Raw genomic sequence first — 15,907 nt, 5'->3', positions numbered from 1 at the left:
CCAGTTCAGCCAGGCGCCAATAATCAGGCCAATCGCAATCCAGACTTCTGACAGACCGGAAAAATAGATGGCTCCGGGTAAGCCCATCAGTAGCCAGCCACTCATGTCGGATGCACCTGCGGAAAGCGCAGTCACGACACTGCCCAGACTTCGCCCACCCAGAATATATTCATCAAAATTGGACGTCGCACGATAGGCATATAAACCGATCCCAATCATGGCGACGATATAAAACATAAAAGTAATCAGTGTCGGGTTAAGCGAGCTCATAGGCAGAGTATCCTTAAATTTTGAACATCATCATCCGGGATGATTTTTGAACTGCATTCACAGGGCAGTGATTCAAACATGGTTTAAAAATTACACTCTGTAACAGTTGAGCAGCTTTTGTGTGTATTTTATGTAAATTAAGAATTTTCTCATATAAATGAAGAATTAGTAGAGGGTTATAAAATACAAAGTTACACATGGTTTTGAAGAAAAATAAATAATTTTAATAAACAGTTAAATTCATTGAACTTTTGTATTTTAATTACACAATTTTACAAAAATAACAACAATCTCGAATTAGACATATTTTGTTTCAAATCCTGCTTAAATCACTTCTATTTGTTTTTAGGGCCTCTCTTCATAGTGAAGGAACACCATTCTGAATGGTGCATCATTGCTTAGAGTAATATGACATGGACAATATGTTGCAAATAGAATCAAGTCGAATTGAACAAGATTTATTGGGTAAGAAGCAAATCCCTCAGCACAGCTATTATGGTATTCATACTTTGCGTGCGATTGAGAATTTTCATATTTCAGGTCTGGCAGTAGGTCAGCAAGCACACTTTATTCGCGCATTGGCGCAAGTTAAAAAAGCAGCAGCACAAACGAATTTACATTTTCAGAAAATATCAGAACAACAAAGTAGTGCTATTCAACAAGCCTGTGATGAATTGATTCATCAACCTCAGGACTGGCAGGAGGCATTTCCGCTTGATCCTTATCAGGGTGGAGCCGGTACTCCTATCAATATGAATGCAAACGAGGTCATTGCAAATCGGGCACTAGAATTGCTCGGGCATCGTAAAGGCGATTACCATATCCTGCATCCAAATGATCATGTGAATACTTCACAATCAACCAATGATGTCTATCCCACGGCACTACGTCTAGCGACTTATACACGTCTGGATGAACTGCTTCATGTACAAAAATCGTTGATTGATACTTTATATAGCAAGGCATCAGAGTTTCAGTATGTGATCAAGATGGGGCGTACCCAGTTACAGGATGCGGTTCCAATGACCCTGGAACAGGAATTCCGTGCTTTCGCAACCTTATTAAAAGAAGACCTGAAGCTGATTGAGCAAATGCGTCAGTTATTGCTGGAAGTGAATCTGGGTGCAACCGCCATTGGAACCGGCGTGAATACTCCAGATGGTTATGCCAAACATGCAGTACAAACTTTAACGAAAATTACTGGCCTACCTTTAAAAGGCGCGGAAGATTATGTCGAAGCGACCAGCGATTGTGGCGTGTTTATTATTCTGTCCAGTAGTCTGAAACGTCTGGCTGTTAAGTTGTCCAAAATCTGTAATGACTTGCGTCTTTTAAGTTCTGGCCCGCGTACCGGTCTGGCGGAAATCCGTTTGCCAGAATTACAGGCGGGTTCTTCTATCATGCCAGCTAAGGTCAATCCGGTTATTCCAGAAGTAGTCAATCAGATTGCGTTTCGTGTGATTGGTAATGACCTGACTGTGACAATGGCAGCAGAAGCAGGGCAATTACAGCTTAATGTTATGGAGCCGGTCATTGCAGTATCCTTAAATGAATCCATCCAATTATTAACTCAAGGTATGCAGACCCTACAACAAAAATGTATTGCCGGGATTCAGGCCAATGAACAGAACTGTTTAAATGCAGTGATGCGCAGTATCGGGATTATCACCTTACTGGAACCACTTTTAGGTCATGCCACTTGTGATGAAATTGGCAAGCAATGTATTCGTGAAAATAAAACTGTACCCGAAGTGGTGCTGGAACTGGGTTTGTTAAGTGAAATTCAGCTGGATGAAATTTTTGCCTTTGAAAATCTGGTTTCAGAAGTCCCAATGATGAATCAATGGGAACAGGTATCCTGAAAGTTTAAGGATGAGCCGAATATAGATTCGTGCTGATTTTAACCATTTGCCTCAAATCCCGTCTGTGGGTTTGGGGCATTTTCATCTAGACTATATCGATGACACAATGAATTGAGTGCATAGCATGTTTGATAAAATCAGTAACTTATTTAAATCAAATAAACCTGATCCGGCTCAGATTTTTCTGGAAGAGAATCATATCCAATATGTAGAAGGGACTGGCTATATTGTGGATGGGATTAATTTAAATCAGGAGCTGGGTGAGCGACTGGAATATTTGTCTAACCGACGGATGAAAACTTTTGATGATTTAAAAACGCTATATTCAACTGCAATGATCATTAATGAAAAAATTGATCTGGAAATTGCCAATCAGCGTTTTAATGCAAAATTAGGAAATACTGAAGAAAACCTGCTGCAATTTAAAATGATTGTGAAAAAGTTAAATGACTATTATCGTAACTTTTTACGCGACAAAAAATAACGGAATCATAGGCTGATTTTATCCTGTGCAGTCAATCTGTAACGACTGCATAAAAATAACGAAATAGTACCAGATCATCGTGATAGTATAAGCTTCATGTTGTTTAGACTTTAAAGCTATATACATGTTCCAACAAGAAATTTCCCAACTTAATTTACCCAAGCTCAAGGCAGGCGAGAAACGCTGGTTAGGCAATCTGCAAGGCTCGTCTACTGCATTATTGCTGAAAGAAATTATCAAGCAGCAGCAATCGCGCCTATTTGTCATTGTTGCGCGTAATAACCAGCATTTGGGTCAACTGGAAAGTGAACTGGAATTTTATGGGATTAAACCGACCATATTTCCAGACTGGGAAATTTTGCCTTATGACCGTCTGTCACCGCATCAGGATATCGTCTCTGAACGTCTGGCAATTTTATCTAATATGCCCCAAGGTGGCGTATTGTTGCTGGCAGCTTCTACATTGGCACAGCGTGTTGCACCTACTTCATGGGTACTGGGTGAACACTTCGATATTCGAGTCGGGCAAAAGCTGGATCTGGAACAGCAAAAGAAAAAACTGATTCAGGCTGGTTATCATCTGGTCGACACCGTTTATGATCATGGTGAATTTGCAGTTCGCGGTAGCATTATCGATATATATGCTTCAGGTCAGGATGCACCAATCCGGATTGACCTGTTCGATGATGAAATTGAAACCCTGAAATTTTTTGATCCGGAAACGCAACGTACTACGCAAACTCTAGAACAATTTACCGTATTACCTGCACAAGAATTTCCCCTTAAGGAAGGTCGTGCTACTTTCCGTGACCGTTATGCAGAATTTTTCCCCACAGCTAATCCAAAGAAAAATCCAATTTATCAGGATGTAATGGATGGCATTGCTTCACCGGGAATTGAGTTCTACCTGCCTTTATTCTTTAGTCATGAAGCGATGCAAGGGCAAAGTACCTTAATTTCATACTTACCAAAGAATGGCATTGTCATTACAGATAAGGCGTTGGAGCAGAGTTTAGAACAGTTCTGGCAGGACGTAACTCGCCGTTATGAAGATCGCCGTCATAATATTGATCAGCCGATTCTGCCGCCTGAAGCACTGTTCTGTCCGACCAATCAGCTTTTAGAACAGCTAAATCAGTTTAGTCGCATCATTGCGGCACAAGAAGCTTTTGATGAGAAAGCCGGCGTGATTAATCTGGATACCCAGTTACCACCACGCTTGCCTGTTGATCCAAAACGTGAAAAGCCCTTTACCGAAGTCAAAAAATATATTGATGCGGCCGATCATCCGGTTTTACTGGTTGCTGAAAGTGCCGGTCGTCGTGAAACCTTAAAAGATGCGCTGCGCCCAAGTCTGGGCGATATTCCGACCGTAGAAAACTTTGATGCTTTTGTTGAATCTCTGCATGCGATTGCGATTACCAGTGCACCATTGGAACGTGGTCTGGTTCTGACAAATCGGATCAGTGTGATCTCGGAAAATCAGCTTTACGAACATCGTGTGGTCCAGCGTCGTCGCAAGCGTCAGCAGGAAGTATCAGAAGAATTCCTGATCCGCAGTCTGACCGAGCTGAGCATTGGTGCACCAGTGGTACACATTGATTATGGTGTAGGACGTTATGCAGGCTTAATTACTTTAAGTATCGATGATCAGGACCATGAATTTCTGCAACTGGACTATGCTGAAGGCGCTAAAGTCTATGTGCCGGTGACTAACCTGCATCTGATCAGCCGCTATAGTGGTGGCGATCCAGATCTGGCACCTTTACATAAACTGGGTACAGATGCTTGGAATAAAGCCAAGCGTAAAGCTTTGGAACAGATTCATGATGTCGCAGCTGAGTTATTACATATCCAGGCACGTCGTTCATCTAAGCCGGGGATCAGTTTTGAAGTTGATCAAAGTCTGTATATGCAGTTTGCCAGCGGCTTTGCCTATGAAGAAACACCAGATCAGGCCAATGCGATTGAAGCCACACTATATGATATGCAGCTGGCAAAACCAATGGACCGTCTGGTCTGTGGTGATGTCGGCTTTGGTAAGACTGAAGTCGCCATGCGGGCAGCTTTTGTTGCAGTACAGAATAATCGCCAGGTCGCGGTATTAGTACCTACTACTTTGCTGGCACAGCAACATTATGAATCTTTTAAAGACCGTTTTGCGGATTGGCCTGTACGCATTGAAGTACTTTCTCGTTTCGGTTCTTCTAAAGCGCATACCAAAACCATTGAAGACTTGGCAGATGGCAAAGTTGATATTGTCATCGGCACCCATAAGCTTTTACAGGAAAATGTCCAGTTCCATAATCTGGGGCTAATGATTGTTGATGAAGAACATCGTTTCGGGGTGCGTGATAAAGAACGTATTAAAGCCTTGCGTGCCGATGTGGATATGCTGACCCTAACAGCAACGCCAATTCCACGTACCCTAAATATGGCCTTTAGTGGTATGCGTGATCTGTCCATTATTGCAACACCACCAGCACGCCGTCTGGCTGTAAAAACTTTTGTGCAGGAACATACCAGCGACACCATTCGAGAGGCGATTCTGCGTGAATTACTGCGTGGTGGTCAGGTCTATTTCCTGCATAATGAAGTCGATACCATTGACCGTGCTGCAGAAAATATCCGGAATCTGGTGCCTGAAGCGCGTGTCATTGTGGCACATGGTCAGATGCGAGAACGTGAGCTTGAGCAGGTGATGCAGCAGTTCTATCACAAGGAATACAATGTTTTGGTGTGCTCGACTATTATCGAGACCGGGATTGATGTGCCGAATGCCAATACCATTATTATTGAGCGTGCAGACAAGCTCGGTCTTGCACAGTTACACCAGTTGCGTGGCCGGGTTGGGCGTTCGCATCACCAGGCTTATGCCTATCTGTTAGTGCCATCCCTAAAAGCCTTGAAAGGTGATGCAGAAAAACGTCTGGAAGCGATTCAACGTGCCTCTACGCTGGGTGCGGGCTTTATGCTGGCCACCGAGGATCTGGAAATTCGCGGTGCAGGTGAACTTTTAGGTGAGCAGCAAAGTGGTTCGATGCAGGCGATCGGTTATAGCCTGTATATGGAAATGCTGGAAAAGGCGACTAAAGCGATTCAAAAAGGTAAAACGCCGAATTTTGATGCGCCATTGTCTTTAACTGCGGAAATCAACCTGCATATGCCAGCCTTGATTCCGGACGATTATCTGGGTGATGTACATCAGCGCTTGCTGTTCTATAAACGCATCAGTAATACCGATACTCAGGAAAAACTCGATAATATCCGTATGGAACTGATTGACCGTTTTGGCATTCCGCCGCAACCGGTGAAACAGTTATTTGCTGTGCATCAGCTACGTCTTAAAGCTGAGCAGCTGGGCATTACCAAAATTGACATTGGTGGGCAGGGTGGCCATATCGAGTTTGCGCCAGATACACCAGTTCAAGCCATGAGTATTATCCAGATGATGCAGAAACATCCGACCTATTTCAGGATGGAAGGCGGTCAGCGATTAAAAGTGATGGTGATGCTGGAAGATTATCAAAAAAGAATCCAGTTCATCAGTGATTTATTGGATAGCCTATTAAAAGAGCTAAATTAATAGTTTTAGTTTTCATGGAATATGAATATTCACGCTATATTTCATTTTTATAAATATAGTGTGAATATCAGCTTGTTTTCATATGAAATTATTTAAGCTAATAGTTTGCCGTTTTGTCCTTCACAATTCATACAAAATTGCCCTAAAGCGCCCGCTTACAATACTCAGCCGCAATTGTATATGGTAGTATTAGCCATCATTCTAATTTTGCATCATTTATAAAGATATGTTTAGTTTGCATCCACAACTTGCTCAAGATACGTTTTTTGTAGGCGACTTTCCTTTATCAACATGTCGTTTGATGAATGATATGCAATTTCCGTGGTTGATTCTGGTTCCGCGTGTACCAGGCATTACCGAATTATATGAATTGAGCCAAGCTGACCAAGAGCAGTTTTTACGTGAATCAAGCTGGTTATCTAGCCAGTTAGCGCGTGTATTCCGTGCCGACAAAATGAATGTCGCAGCTTTGGGCAATATGGTGCCGCAACTGCATTTTCATCATGTGGTGCGTTATCAAAACGATGTGGCATGGCCTAAGCCGGTATGGGGCACTCCAGCAGTTCCTTATAGTAGTGAAGTATTGGCACATATGCGTCAAACCTTGATGCTGGCTTTACGCGGTCAAGGGGATATGCCATTTGACTGGCGTATGGACTAAGCGTTGACATACATTTTATGGTCCATTCAGGATTCTGGACTTTAAGAGAGTAATTGAGTGCAATTAGACGACTGGATTCATCAGGAACCGAAACAGTTTGAATATTTCCATCGGATGATGGGATATATCATGCTGTCTCTGGTTCTGATCGTCTATCACTATACGGAACCGGACACCAATTACCAGATTTTTGTTCCGTTATTTCTGGCACTGGTTTTGGTGATCACACCGAAATTATCCCGGTGGATGATTTATAAATACGACTATAATTTAAAACGTAATTTCTTCTTTGTTCTAGATGTGATTATCGTATCGGTTGTACTTGCAGCTGTGCATCTGGATCTGGTGTTGTCTCTACTGGCAGTGGTCACATTGCTATATACCGCCATTAATAACAAGATTTCGTTCATGATGGTGTCACTGGCTGGCCTGATTGGCACCATGATCTTTTATCTGTCTACCATTGGCATTTTTGGATTTACCAGCTATTTCAGTCCAACCAGTACCGAACTCACCGTACTAGGTTTCATCTGTCTGATTACTTATTTTGGTGTTGGAAATTTCTATCAAAGCGGTCGTATGCAATATATGACCCAGAAGAAAAACCATTATTTCGACCAGATGAACCGTTATATGGAATTCTCCAATCAGCTCAGCCGTTATGCGCCAGTGCAGTTATGGCAATCCATCATGAAAGGCGAATCTGAAGCTAAGATCGAATACAAACGTAAAAAACTCACGATTTTCTTTTCGGATATTCAGGGATTTACAGAGCTTTCTGAAACTCTGATTCCGGATGACCTGGCTTTCCTGCTGAATGACTATTTAAGTCATATGACTGAAATCGCCAAGAAATATGAAGCAACAGTCGATAAGTTTATGGGTGATGCCATCCTGATCTTCTTTGGCGATCCGCATTCAGATGGTGTAGAGCAGGATGCTAAAAACTGTCTGGAAATGGCAATTTCAATGCGTCAGCAAATGAAATTGTTACGCGAACGCTGGATCAAAATGGGTTATCCGCCATTACATATCCGTATGGGGATTTCAACCGGTTATTGCCACGTGGGGAACTATGGCGCCAATCACCGTATGGCCTATACGATTGTTGGTCGTGATGCCAATCTGGCTGCACGCTTACAAAGTGCTGCGGAAGTTGATGAAATCCTGATTTCTGAAGATACCCATAACCTGATCAAAAATGACTATCTATGTGCACCTAAAGAGCCAATTTTCCTGAAAGGGATTAAGGCGCCGGTTCGCACTTGGCAAGTGATGGAAAAATATGCCTTCCAGAAAGTTGAATATCAACGCTGGTTTGATTATGAATATAAAGGTTTCCATTTACTGTTAAATCTGGATGAAGTGCAAAACTATGATTACCCAGAGTTGTTGCATGTGCTAGAAAAAATGATTAAACGCATTCGAACCCAGCAGCAACTGACCAACTCTCAAGGAATTGTGAAATTAAAACTTGAAGATGAAGTGATTGAACCTTTATCTGCTGAAGAAGCATTTCGAGCAGCTGAACGATCAAAAGTCATCTAATTTTTATGATTTAAATAAATGATAAAGACCATAAAAAACCACGCTTAAGCGTGGTTTTTTGATTTCAGAATCTTAGTGATTTTCTGAAGCATGATTAATGGTATATTTTGGAATTTCAACTTCCAGATCTTCATCCACAATCTTCACTTGGCAAGACAGACGGGAATCAGGCTCTAAACCCCAAGCACGATCGAGCAGATCAGCTTCGACATCATTCATTTCTTCAAGGCTGTCGAAACCGCGACGAACAATTACGTGGCAAGTGGTACATGCACATGACATATCACACGCATGTTCAATCTTGATTCCGTTTTTCAGCATGCTTTCACATAGATTGGCATCTTGTTCAACTTCAAACTCAGCGCCTTCAGGGCAAATTTGCGCATGTGGAAGAACTTTAATACGTGGCATAGTCTTTACCTTAAATTAGTTTGAGTTTGACCAATCGTCGAGTTTAGTGCCTTTAAGGGCAGCATCAATATGTTGATTCATGCGCAGAGCAGCAAATGCATCACTATGTATTTTAAGCTGTTCTACTGCAGATTCAATGGCTTTGATATCTGTGCCTTGTAGCTCGGACTCAAGTCGTGCTTGCGCAGCAGTCAGTTCTGCCAATTGCTGTTCATTCATCAATTGAGCATCTACTTTCAGTGCCTGAACCAGTGCTTCAAGTTCACGTTGTGCTTCCACCTTGGTTTCCTGTAGATGACGAAGATTTTTGTCTTCTTCAGCAAACTGATAACCTTCTAACAGCAGACGTTCAGTATCTTCACTCGACAGACCGTAAGATGGTTTGATATCAATTTGTGCAGTCACACCTGAAGTCATTTCTTTGGCAGAAACGGTTAATAAGCCATCCGCATCCACTTGGAAAGTCACTTCAATGCGTGCCTGACCTGCGGTCATTGGAGGAATGCCATGCAGGACAAAACGGCCCAAGCTGCGGCAATGTTCTACCAGATCACGTTCACCTTGTACCACATGAATCAGCATAGCAGTTTGGCCATCCTGATACGTCGTAAATTCCTGGCGACGTGCGACTGGAATCGCGGTATTACGTGAAATCAGACGCTCAACCAGACCGCCCATGGTTTCCAGACCAAGAGAAAGTGGAGTCACATCTAATAATAATGATCCATCTTTGCTGTTACCAATGAGCTGATTCGCTGTAATTGAAGCACCAATCGCAACCACTTCATCCGGGTTAATGGTGCATAGAGGCTCTTGGTTAAACACATCACGTACTGCTTTTTGCACGGCGTACGAGCGGGTAGAACCACCTACAAGCACCACATTCTGAATATCATCAAGTTCCAGCTTGGCATCACGCATGACACGCTTACAAACGCTGATGGTTTTATCCAAAGCAACCTTGATGATTTCTTCAAAAGTCGGGCGATCTAAAGTCAGGCTTTGATCAAGCAGCTTTAATTCAACTGAGTCTGCATCAGATAATGCTTCTTTAGCTTTACGCGCAGCAGTAATGAAATGCGCATATTCAGCATCATCTAGGGTTTCGATATTAAGCTGTTTTTTAGCCCATTTTAAAATCAGACGATCCAGATCGTCACCACCTAGAGCAGTATGGCCACCAGTCGCTAATACTTCGAACACACCTTGAGAGAAACGCAGAATGGATACGTCAAAGGTACCGCCGCCCAAGTCATAAATCACATAGTTGTGATCTGTGCTCAAGTTGGTTTCCTGATCCAATCCATAAGCCACCGCAGCAGCTGTTGGTTCATTCAATAAACGCAGAACGTTTAAACCGGCCAGTTGCGCGGCATCACGTGTTGCCTGGCGTTGTGCTTCATCAAAGTATGCAGGAACCGTAATCACGGCACCATTAATCTCATTTTTTAAGCTGGCTTCAGCACGTTCTTTAAGCTGCTTTAAAATTTCCGCAGAAATCTCAACTGGCGTTTTACGTCCTTGCGCAGTTTCAAATGCCGGCATTTCATTCGCTTCGCCCACCAAGGCATAAGGATGCTGGAATTTAATATCTGCTTGGGAGCGACCCATAAAACGTTTTACGGATACAATCGTATTTTTAGGATCGGTGGTAATAAAAGGTTTGGCATCATCGCCATATTCAGTGCTTTGTGCTGCATAATGAACGATAGAAGGAAGTAACACACGACCTTGTTCATCTTTGAGTACTTTGGCTTGACCTGAAAGAACCGTGGCAACCAAAGAGTGGGTGGTGCCTAAATCGATACCAATTGCAATGCGGTGTTCATGTGGTGCACTTGATTGACCTGGTTCTGCAATCTGCAAGAGAGCCATAGTGTTACATCCTTTGCACGTTAAAATTAAATAGAAAAATTAAAATTCATCATCAAGATCAAAGCTGTCATCATCTAGGAAACGGTCTTCCGCTTTGTCGATGTCTGCCATGACTTTAACAAAGAAACGCAGTTTACGCACGGTATCGCGAGCTTCACTCCAGTCTTCATCTTCATAGTCGATTTTGAACTCACGAACCAGACCATCAATCCATTGCTGAACTTCAACTTTCAGAGAGGAAAGATCTTCAGCCGATGAGGCTTCATCTAATTGTTCGCGAATTTCCAGCGCATCCTGAAGAAATTCAAAATCGCTAATAGACTGATCCAGATGATAGTCCTGTTTTTTTAAAGACAGTAAATAAGCTGCACGGCTATCAACCGCTGACAAAGCCTTGAATGCCTGGTTGATCTCGCTTGATTTAATCAAAGCCTGATCTTTATCTTCAGCTTTATCGGGGTGATATTGTTGCTGCAACTTTAAAAACTCTGCTTTTAAAGTGGCTAAATCAATATCGAGTGCTACAGGAAGATTGAACAACTCAAAATGATTCATGGGAGATAGAGTCCGCGATTAATATGCAAAAATGATTAAACTTGATGACAATTAAAATAACTGCCTAAATGCAATTAAAACAGTGTATTTCACACTGTTTTAATGCTGAAAAAAGAGAATTATTGCTGCAATCAGACAGTGAATGACTCACCACAACCACATTCACCTTTTTTATTTGGGTTATTAAATTCGAAGCCTTCGTTCAAGCCGTTTTTCACGTAGTCCATTTCTAGACCTTCGAGATAAACCAGACTTTTTGGGTCTACGAAAACTTTAACACCAAACTGTTCAAAGACCTGGTCATGAGTATCGACTTCGTCGACAAACTCAAGAACATAAGCAAGACCAGAACAGCCTGAAGTTTTCACACCAACACGAATGCCTTCACCCTTACCGCGACTTTTGAGGTAATTGCTGATATGAGTTGCTGCATTTTCAGTTAAGTGGATCATGAAAACTCCGTGAATCTTTCTTTAAAAAACGAATGATTAAGCTTTAGACTTCTTGTTACGGTAGTCTTCAACAGCCGCTTTAATTGCATCTTCAGCCAGTACAGAGCAGTGCACTTTTACTGGTGGAAGAGCCAATTCATTAGCGATATCAATGTTTTTGATCGCTTGTGCTTGGTCTAAGGTTTTACCTTTTAACCATTCAGTCACTAATGAACTTGATGCAATTGCAGAACCGCAACCATAAGTTTTAAAACGTGCTTCTTCAATCACGCCTTCATCATTTACCTGGATCTGTAAACGCATTACGTCACCACAAGCAGGTGCACCGACCATACCAGTACCAACGTTTTCTGCATTTTTGTCTAAAACACCAACGTTACGTGGGTTTTCGTAATGATCAATTACTTTTTCGCTATAAGCCATGTTGCTTCTCCAAAACTCGGGGTCAGCCTTAATATAAATATGGGGATTAAAAATTTTTTATCAATGAGATAGCAGCGTAAATACAGCTATCTCAGAGTCAAAAATTAGTGCTCAGCCCATTCAACTGTAGAAAGGTCGATACCTTCTTTGTACATATCCCAAAGCGGAGAAAGTTCACGTAATTTCTCAACAGCAGCTTTAGTGATATTTAAAACGTGATCGATATCTTCTTCAGTGGTGTACTTACCAAAGCTGAAGCGGATCGAACTGTGTGCAAGCTCATCAGAAAGACCTAATGCACGAAGTACATAAGATGGTTCAAGTGTTGCAGATGTACATGCTGAACCTGAAGATACCGCTGCATCTTTCAGTGCCATCATCAATGATTCACCTTCAACAAAGTTGAAACTTACGTTTAGGTAGTTTGCAACGTTTTGAGTTGGGTGGCCATTTAAGAAGACCTGTTCAAGACCTTGTAAGCCATTCCAAAGCTTGTCACGAAGGACACGTAAACGAGTTTGTTCAGACTGTAAATTTTTGCCTGCAAGTTCAAATGCTTCACCCATACCAACGATCTGGTGAGTCGCAAGAGTACCTGAACGCATACCACGTTCATGACCGCCGCCATGCATTTGTGCTTTTAGACGTACACGTGGTGAACGACGTACGAACAGGGCACCAATACCTTTAGGACCATAGATTTTATGTGCAGAGAAGCTCATCAAATCGACTTTCAATTGAGAAAGATCGATTTCAACTTTACCCGCAGCCTGTGCAGCATCAACGTGGAAGAAAATCTTTTTCGCACGGGTGATTTCACCAATCGCAGCAACATCAGTTGTCGTACCGATTTCGTTGTTTACCATCATCAGGGAAACAAGAATGGTGTCTGGACGGATTGCTGCTTCAACCATTTCTGGAGTAATTAAGCCAGTTTTTGGTTGCGGCTCAAGATAAGTAATCTCAAAACCTTCAGACTCAAGCTCACGACATGTATCCAAAATTGCTTTATGTTCAATTTTAGAAGTAATGATGTGTTTGCCTTTAGATGCATAGAACTGAGCCACACCTTTCAATGCAAGGTTGTCAGATTCAGTCGCACCTGAAGTCCATACGATTTCACGCGGATCAGCTTTTACTAAATTCGCCACTTGTTCACGGGCGTATTCAACTTTTTCTTCCGCTTGCCAGCCATAAGCATGTGAACGAGATGCTGCATTACCGAAGGTGCCTTCGAAAGTTAAGCATTCCATCATACGTTCTGCAACTTGAGGATCTACCGGAGTTGTTGCTGCATAGTCAAGATAAATCGGACGTTTCATGTCAAATACCTGTAACCGATAAAAGGGCTGAATCAATGTTTGCTGAATTTTGGCGTAATGACACGGTTTGAACGTTGTCACGGGCTACAAGGTCAGCAAGGGTGATTTTTGCGAGATAATCGGCAATGTGGTGGGAGAGTTCTTGCCATAAATCATGAGTCAAGCACATCGCGCCATTTTGGCAGTTGCCTTTATGGTCACAGCGAGTCGCATCAACTGTTTCGTTTACAGCTTCAATAATTGCTAACACAGTAATTTCATCTGCGCTGCGTGCTAAATGGTATCCACCATTGGCGCCGCGAACACTCGAAACTAGACCATGACGTTTTAGTTTCGCAAATAACTGCTCGAGATAGGCAACAGAAATAGTTTGACGTGCTGCAATTTCAGCAAGCGTGATCGTTTGTTCAGATGGCTGCAAAGCTAAATCAAGTAGAGCAGTCACTGCGTAGCGACCGCGAGTGGTTAGGCGCATGATTCGATACACATGGTTAGACTAGATGTGTAGATTTTATGAATCCCGACTAAATTAGTCAAGTTATTTTTGTGAATGGCGAGCGTATTTAATTTTCTGAAAATGAAAGAATTACGCGCTGATCCAATTATACACTAATAACGCAATCAAAAGTACTGTGATTATACTAAAGACCATATTGATCCGCTTTTGACGGCGTTCCATACGTTTAATGCGGTTGCGATACTGTTTAACTTCAACTTGCAGGCTATTAATTTTAGAACGCTGATCTTCAATTTTCTTTAATAAAGGCGCAATACGTTTTCTTGATGAAACAATATCGGTCTCATCTGCCGGTGGTTCAGATAACCAGTGTTTCCAGTCGGACAATACTTTAGGTAAGGCAAATAAAGTCAGTAAATCACGGAACTCGTCTTTTAAAACCTGATTACCGTCAATTCGCATTGCACGAATGCTTCTGCGATTGCCAAAGATAAAGATCTTAATCAGATCCATTAAAGTAGTGCGAACATCCAGATCAATAACTCTGCCTGGTGCTTTATAATCAAATAACAGCCCGTCTTTGGTAAACTGAACATAGAAATCAAAATATGGAATATAACTATTGATTTTTATTGTAATATTCTCATCTACAAACTTCTTCGCCTGAAGAGCAACAACACGGTCATGTTTGAGAATGAACGTGAATATTGTTTCTAAAACGATTAAAGTCATCGTAAGCAACAAATGTGGTTGATTTTGACTTTGTTGCGATTCACTCATATATACAACCAATCCTTACCTGAAAATCAAAATGAAAAAGCATCCTGCTGAGTAAAAGATTTCAGGGTTAAATCAAATTAGACTTGAAATAAAGTGCTTTGTAGAACAGTTTAGCAAATCTATCAAGCCCTTAATTTGCTATTATGCGGTGATTTTGTAGATAATTTTATGATATTTGCATAGAAAATAAGCAGGAGTCGTGTACATGGATAAAACAAAAACGACACAAGATACAGATCAGGAATTGATTGAAGAACCAGTGAAGAGTAAGTCAAAGTCTGCTTCAGAGCGACGTTCAATGCTGGACTTTCGTAAATATACCAAGCAGATCTGGTTGGCTGGCCTTGGGGCATTTTCCCGGGCAGAGGAAGAAGGCAATAAACTGTTTGACTCGCTGGTCAAGGTCGGAGAAGAGCTGGAATCCAAAACAGCCGATATTGCAGATCAAACTGTGGAAAAAGTCTCCGAAAAAGCACGCGAATCTGTGACAGATACCAAAGATAAGGTTGAAAAACTGATCGACAACTCTGTTCATCATTCCTTGAATCGTATAGGATTAGTCACACTGAAGGATGTACAACATCTGGAGCGTTTAATTCTTCAGTTGCATGCCAAGGTTGATGAATTGACCTTGCAGCAAGAAAAAATACAGAAAGAATTATCGGAAAAAATACACACAAAATGATTTTCTTCATAATTCAATGTTTTTTTCGCATATATTTTGAAAAAAAAGAGGTTTATAAGTATTGCGTTTATACCTAAAGCATTGCTATAAAGGCGTTATGGTAGTTTAAACAAATTCTTGGACCTTAAATAAACGATATTAAGAGGACGTAGTTTTCATGAATAAATCAGAATTAATTGATGCAATTGCAGAGAAAGGGGGATTATCTAAGGCTGACGCAGGTAAAGCTTTAGATGCTACAATTGCTTCTGTTACTGAAGCTTTAAAAGCGGGTGATACAGTAACTCTAGTTGGTTTCGGTACTTTCGGCGTTAAAGAGCGTGCTGCACGTACTGGCCGTAATCCACAAACTGGTGCTACTCTTGAAATTAAAGCAAGCAAAGTACCTAGCTTCAAAGCAGGTAAAGGCTTAAAAGACGCTGTTGCTTAAGCTGCTTCAATCCTAAAACGCGCCTTCTTTGGCGCGTTTTTTATTGATAGATTTAATTGTTTTGATTAACACATTCATTCAATGGGTTTTTTCGGTTAAAATCCTC

16 protein-coding genes are annotated in these 15,907 nt (G+C 41.6%); 7 read left to right on the top strand and 9 right to left on the bottom strand.

What is annotated here, in order from left to right; genetic code table 11:
• Positions 1–270 (bottom strand): sodium:solute symporter family transporter (locus B4J23_RS04255; RefSeq protein ID WP_414631560.1); only part of this gene is annotated, 270 nt, incomplete at its 3' end.
• 413 nt (positions 271–683) lie between these two features.
• Here B4J23_RS04255 and aspA point away from each other — a divergent pair.
• The 5 genes from aspA (at position 684) to B4J23_RS04230 (ending at position 8,411) form a co-directional block, all read left to right on the top strand.
• On the top strand, positions 684–2,132 hold the full coding sequence (gene aspA / locus B4J23_RS04250; RefSeq protein ID WP_291358835.1) for an aspartate ammonia-lyase: 1,449 nt from the start codon (positions 684–686) through the stop codon (positions 2,130–2,132).
• A gap of 124 nt (positions 2,133–2,256) precedes the next feature.
• Entirely contained in the window at positions 2,257–2,616 is a 360-nt protein-coding gene (locus B4J23_RS04245) for a hypothetical protein (RefSeq protein WP_291358833.1), read from the top strand.
• Between the two features lie 124 nt (positions 2,617–2,740).
• A complete protein-coding gene (gene mfd, locus B4J23_RS04240) occupies positions 2,741–6,202 on the top strand; it encodes a transcription-repair coupling factor (RefSeq protein WP_291358831.1) in 3,462 nt (1,153 codons plus the stop codon).
• Positions 6,203–6,428: 226 nt separating this feature from the next.
• A complete protein-coding gene (locus tag B4J23_RS04235; protein ID WP_004786072.1) occupies positions 6,429–6,863 on the top strand; it encodes an HIT domain-containing protein in 435 nt (144 codons plus the stop codon).
• A 57-nt stretch (positions 6,864–6,920) separates the two neighbouring features.
• On the top strand, positions 6,921–8,411 hold the full coding sequence (locus B4J23_RS04230; protein ID WP_291358828.1) for an adenylate/guanylate cyclase domain-containing protein: 1,491 nt from the start codon (positions 6,921–6,923) through the stop codon (positions 8,409–8,411).
• A 72-nt stretch (positions 8,412–8,483) separates the two neighbouring features.
• Here B4J23_RS04230 and fdx read toward each other — a convergent pair whose 3' ends face one another.
• The 8 genes from fdx to B4J23_RS04190 form a co-directional block, all read right to left on the bottom strand.
• Positions 8,484–8,822: an ISC system 2Fe-2S type ferredoxin gene (gene fdx / locus B4J23_RS04225; protein ID WP_034702567.1), complete on the bottom strand. Its 339-nt coding sequence runs from the start codon at positions 8,820–8,822 to the stop codon at positions 8,484–8,486.
• A gap of 15 nt (positions 8,823–8,837) precedes the next feature.
• Positions 8,838–10,697: a Fe-S protein assembly chaperone HscA gene (gene hscA / locus B4J23_RS04220; protein ID WP_291358826.1), complete on the bottom strand. Its 1,860-nt coding sequence runs from the start codon at positions 10,695–10,697 to the stop codon at positions 8,838–8,840.
• Between the two features lie 39 nt (positions 10,698–10,736).
• The gene (hscB, locus tag B4J23_RS04215) at positions 10,737–11,252 is read right to left on the bottom strand and encodes a Fe-S protein assembly co-chaperone HscB (protein ID WP_104426170.1); all 516 of its coding nucleotides are present in this window, start codon (positions 11,250–11,252) and stop codon (positions 10,737–10,739) included.
• Between the two features lie 131 nt (positions 11,253–11,383).
• Positions 11,384–11,704: an iron-sulfur cluster assembly protein IscA gene (gene iscA, locus B4J23_RS04210; protein WP_004786063.1), complete on the bottom strand. Its 321-nt coding sequence runs from the start codon at positions 11,702–11,704 to the stop codon at positions 11,384–11,386.
• Between the two features lie 36 nt (positions 11,705–11,740).
• Positions 11,741–12,127 carry a Fe-S cluster assembly scaffold IscU gene (iscU, locus tag B4J23_RS04205; protein ID WP_004786061.1) on the bottom strand — a complete coding sequence of 129 codons (387 nt, stop codon included), beginning with the start codon at positions 12,125–12,127 and terminating at the stop codon, positions 11,741–11,743.
• 104 nt (positions 12,128–12,231) lie between these two features.
• Positions 12,232–13,449 carry an IscS subfamily cysteine desulfurase gene (locus tag B4J23_RS04200; RefSeq protein WP_004786059.1) on the bottom strand — a complete coding sequence of 406 codons (1,218 nt, stop codon included), beginning with the start codon at positions 13,447–13,449 and terminating at the stop codon, positions 12,232–12,234.
• A gap of 1 nt (position 13,450) precedes the next feature.
• Positions 13,451–13,924: an Rrf2 family transcriptional regulator gene (locus B4J23_RS04195; protein ID WP_004786058.1), complete on the bottom strand. Its 474-nt coding sequence runs from the start codon at positions 13,922–13,924 to the stop codon at positions 13,451–13,453.
• A gap of 111 nt (positions 13,925–14,035) precedes the next feature.
• Positions 14,036–14,686 (bottom strand): hypothetical protein, encoded by a 651-nt coding sequence (locus tag B4J23_RS04190; protein ID WP_104426168.1) that lies wholly within the window; start codon positions 14,684–14,686, stop codon positions 14,036–14,038.
• Positions 14,687–14,891: 205 nt separating this feature from the next.
• On the opposite strand from B4J23_RS04190, the gene B4J23_RS04185 reads away from it, so the two are divergent.
• Positions 14,892–15,371: a phasin family protein gene (locus tag B4J23_RS04185; protein ID WP_291358825.1), complete on the top strand. Its 480-nt coding sequence runs from the start codon at positions 14,892–14,894 to the stop codon at positions 15,369–15,371.
• 157 nt (positions 15,372–15,528) lie between these two features.
• Complete coding sequence (locus B4J23_RS04180; RefSeq protein WP_004786051.1) at positions 15,529–15,801, top strand: HU family DNA-binding protein; 273 nt, start codon at positions 15,529–15,531, stop codon at positions 15,799–15,801.
• Positions 15,802–15,907 lie beyond the last annotated feature (106 nt).

The organism is Acinetobacter sp. UBA3025 (assembly GCF_002367915.1).
Taxonomy (GTDB): domain Bacteria; phylum Pseudomonadota; class Gammaproteobacteria; order Pseudomonadales; family Moraxellaceae; genus Acinetobacter.
Note: the sequence above shows the minus strand (reverse complement) of the source record. Positions and strands in the feature narration are given on the sequence as shown.

Excerpts from the sequence above, each read along its gene's own strand:
- aspA (WP_291358835.1), top strand. The coding sequence starts at position 684 with ATGGACAATATGTTGCAAATAGAATCAAGTCGAATTGAACAAGATTTA.
- B4J23_RS04245 (WP_291358833.1), top strand. The coding sequence starts at position 2,257 with ATGTTTGATAAAATCAGTAACTTATTTAAATCAAATAAACCTGATCCG.
- mfd (WP_291358831.1), top strand. The coding sequence starts at position 2,741 with ATGTTCCAACAAGAAATTTCCCAACTTAATTTACCCAAGCTCAAGGCA.
- B4J23_RS04235 (WP_004786072.1), top strand. The coding sequence starts at position 6,429 with ATGTTTAGTTTGCATCCACAACTTGCTCAAGATACGTTTTTTGTAGGC.
- fdx (WP_034702567.1), bottom strand. The coding sequence starts at position 8,822 with ATGCCACGTATTAAAGTTCTTCCACATGCGCAAATTTGCCCTGAAGGC.
- hscA (WP_291358826.1), bottom strand. The coding sequence starts at position 10,697 with ATGGCTCTCTTGCAGATTGCAGAACCAGGTCAATCAAGTGCACCACAT.
- hscB (WP_104426170.1), bottom strand. The coding sequence starts at position 11,252 with ATGAATCATTTTGAGTTGTTCAATCTTCCTGTAGCACTCGATATTGAT.
- iscA (WP_004786063.1), bottom strand. The coding sequence starts at position 11,704 with ATGATCCACTTAACTGAAAATGCAGCAACTCATATCAGCAATTACCTC.
- iscU (WP_004786061.1), bottom strand. The coding sequence starts at position 12,127 with ATGGCTTATAGCGAAAAAGTAATTGATCATTACGAAAACCCACGTAAC.
- B4J23_RS04200 (WP_004786059.1), bottom strand. The coding sequence starts at position 13,449 with ATGAAACGTCCGATTTATCTTGACTATGCAGCAACAACTCCGGTAGAT.
- B4J23_RS04195 (WP_004786058.1), bottom strand. The coding sequence starts at position 13,924 with ATGCGCCTAACCACTCGCGGTCGCTACGCAGTGACTGCTCTACTTGAT.
- B4J23_RS04190 (WP_104426168.1), bottom strand. The coding sequence starts at position 14,686 with ATGAGTGAATCGCAACAAAGTCAAAATCAACCACATTTGTTGCTTACG.
- B4J23_RS04185 (WP_291358825.1), top strand. The coding sequence starts at position 14,892 with ATGGATAAAACAAAAACGACACAAGATACAGATCAGGAATTGATTGAA.
- B4J23_RS04180 (WP_004786051.1), top strand. The coding sequence starts at position 15,529 with ATGAATAAATCAGAATTAATTGATGCAATTGCAGAGAAAGGGGGATTA.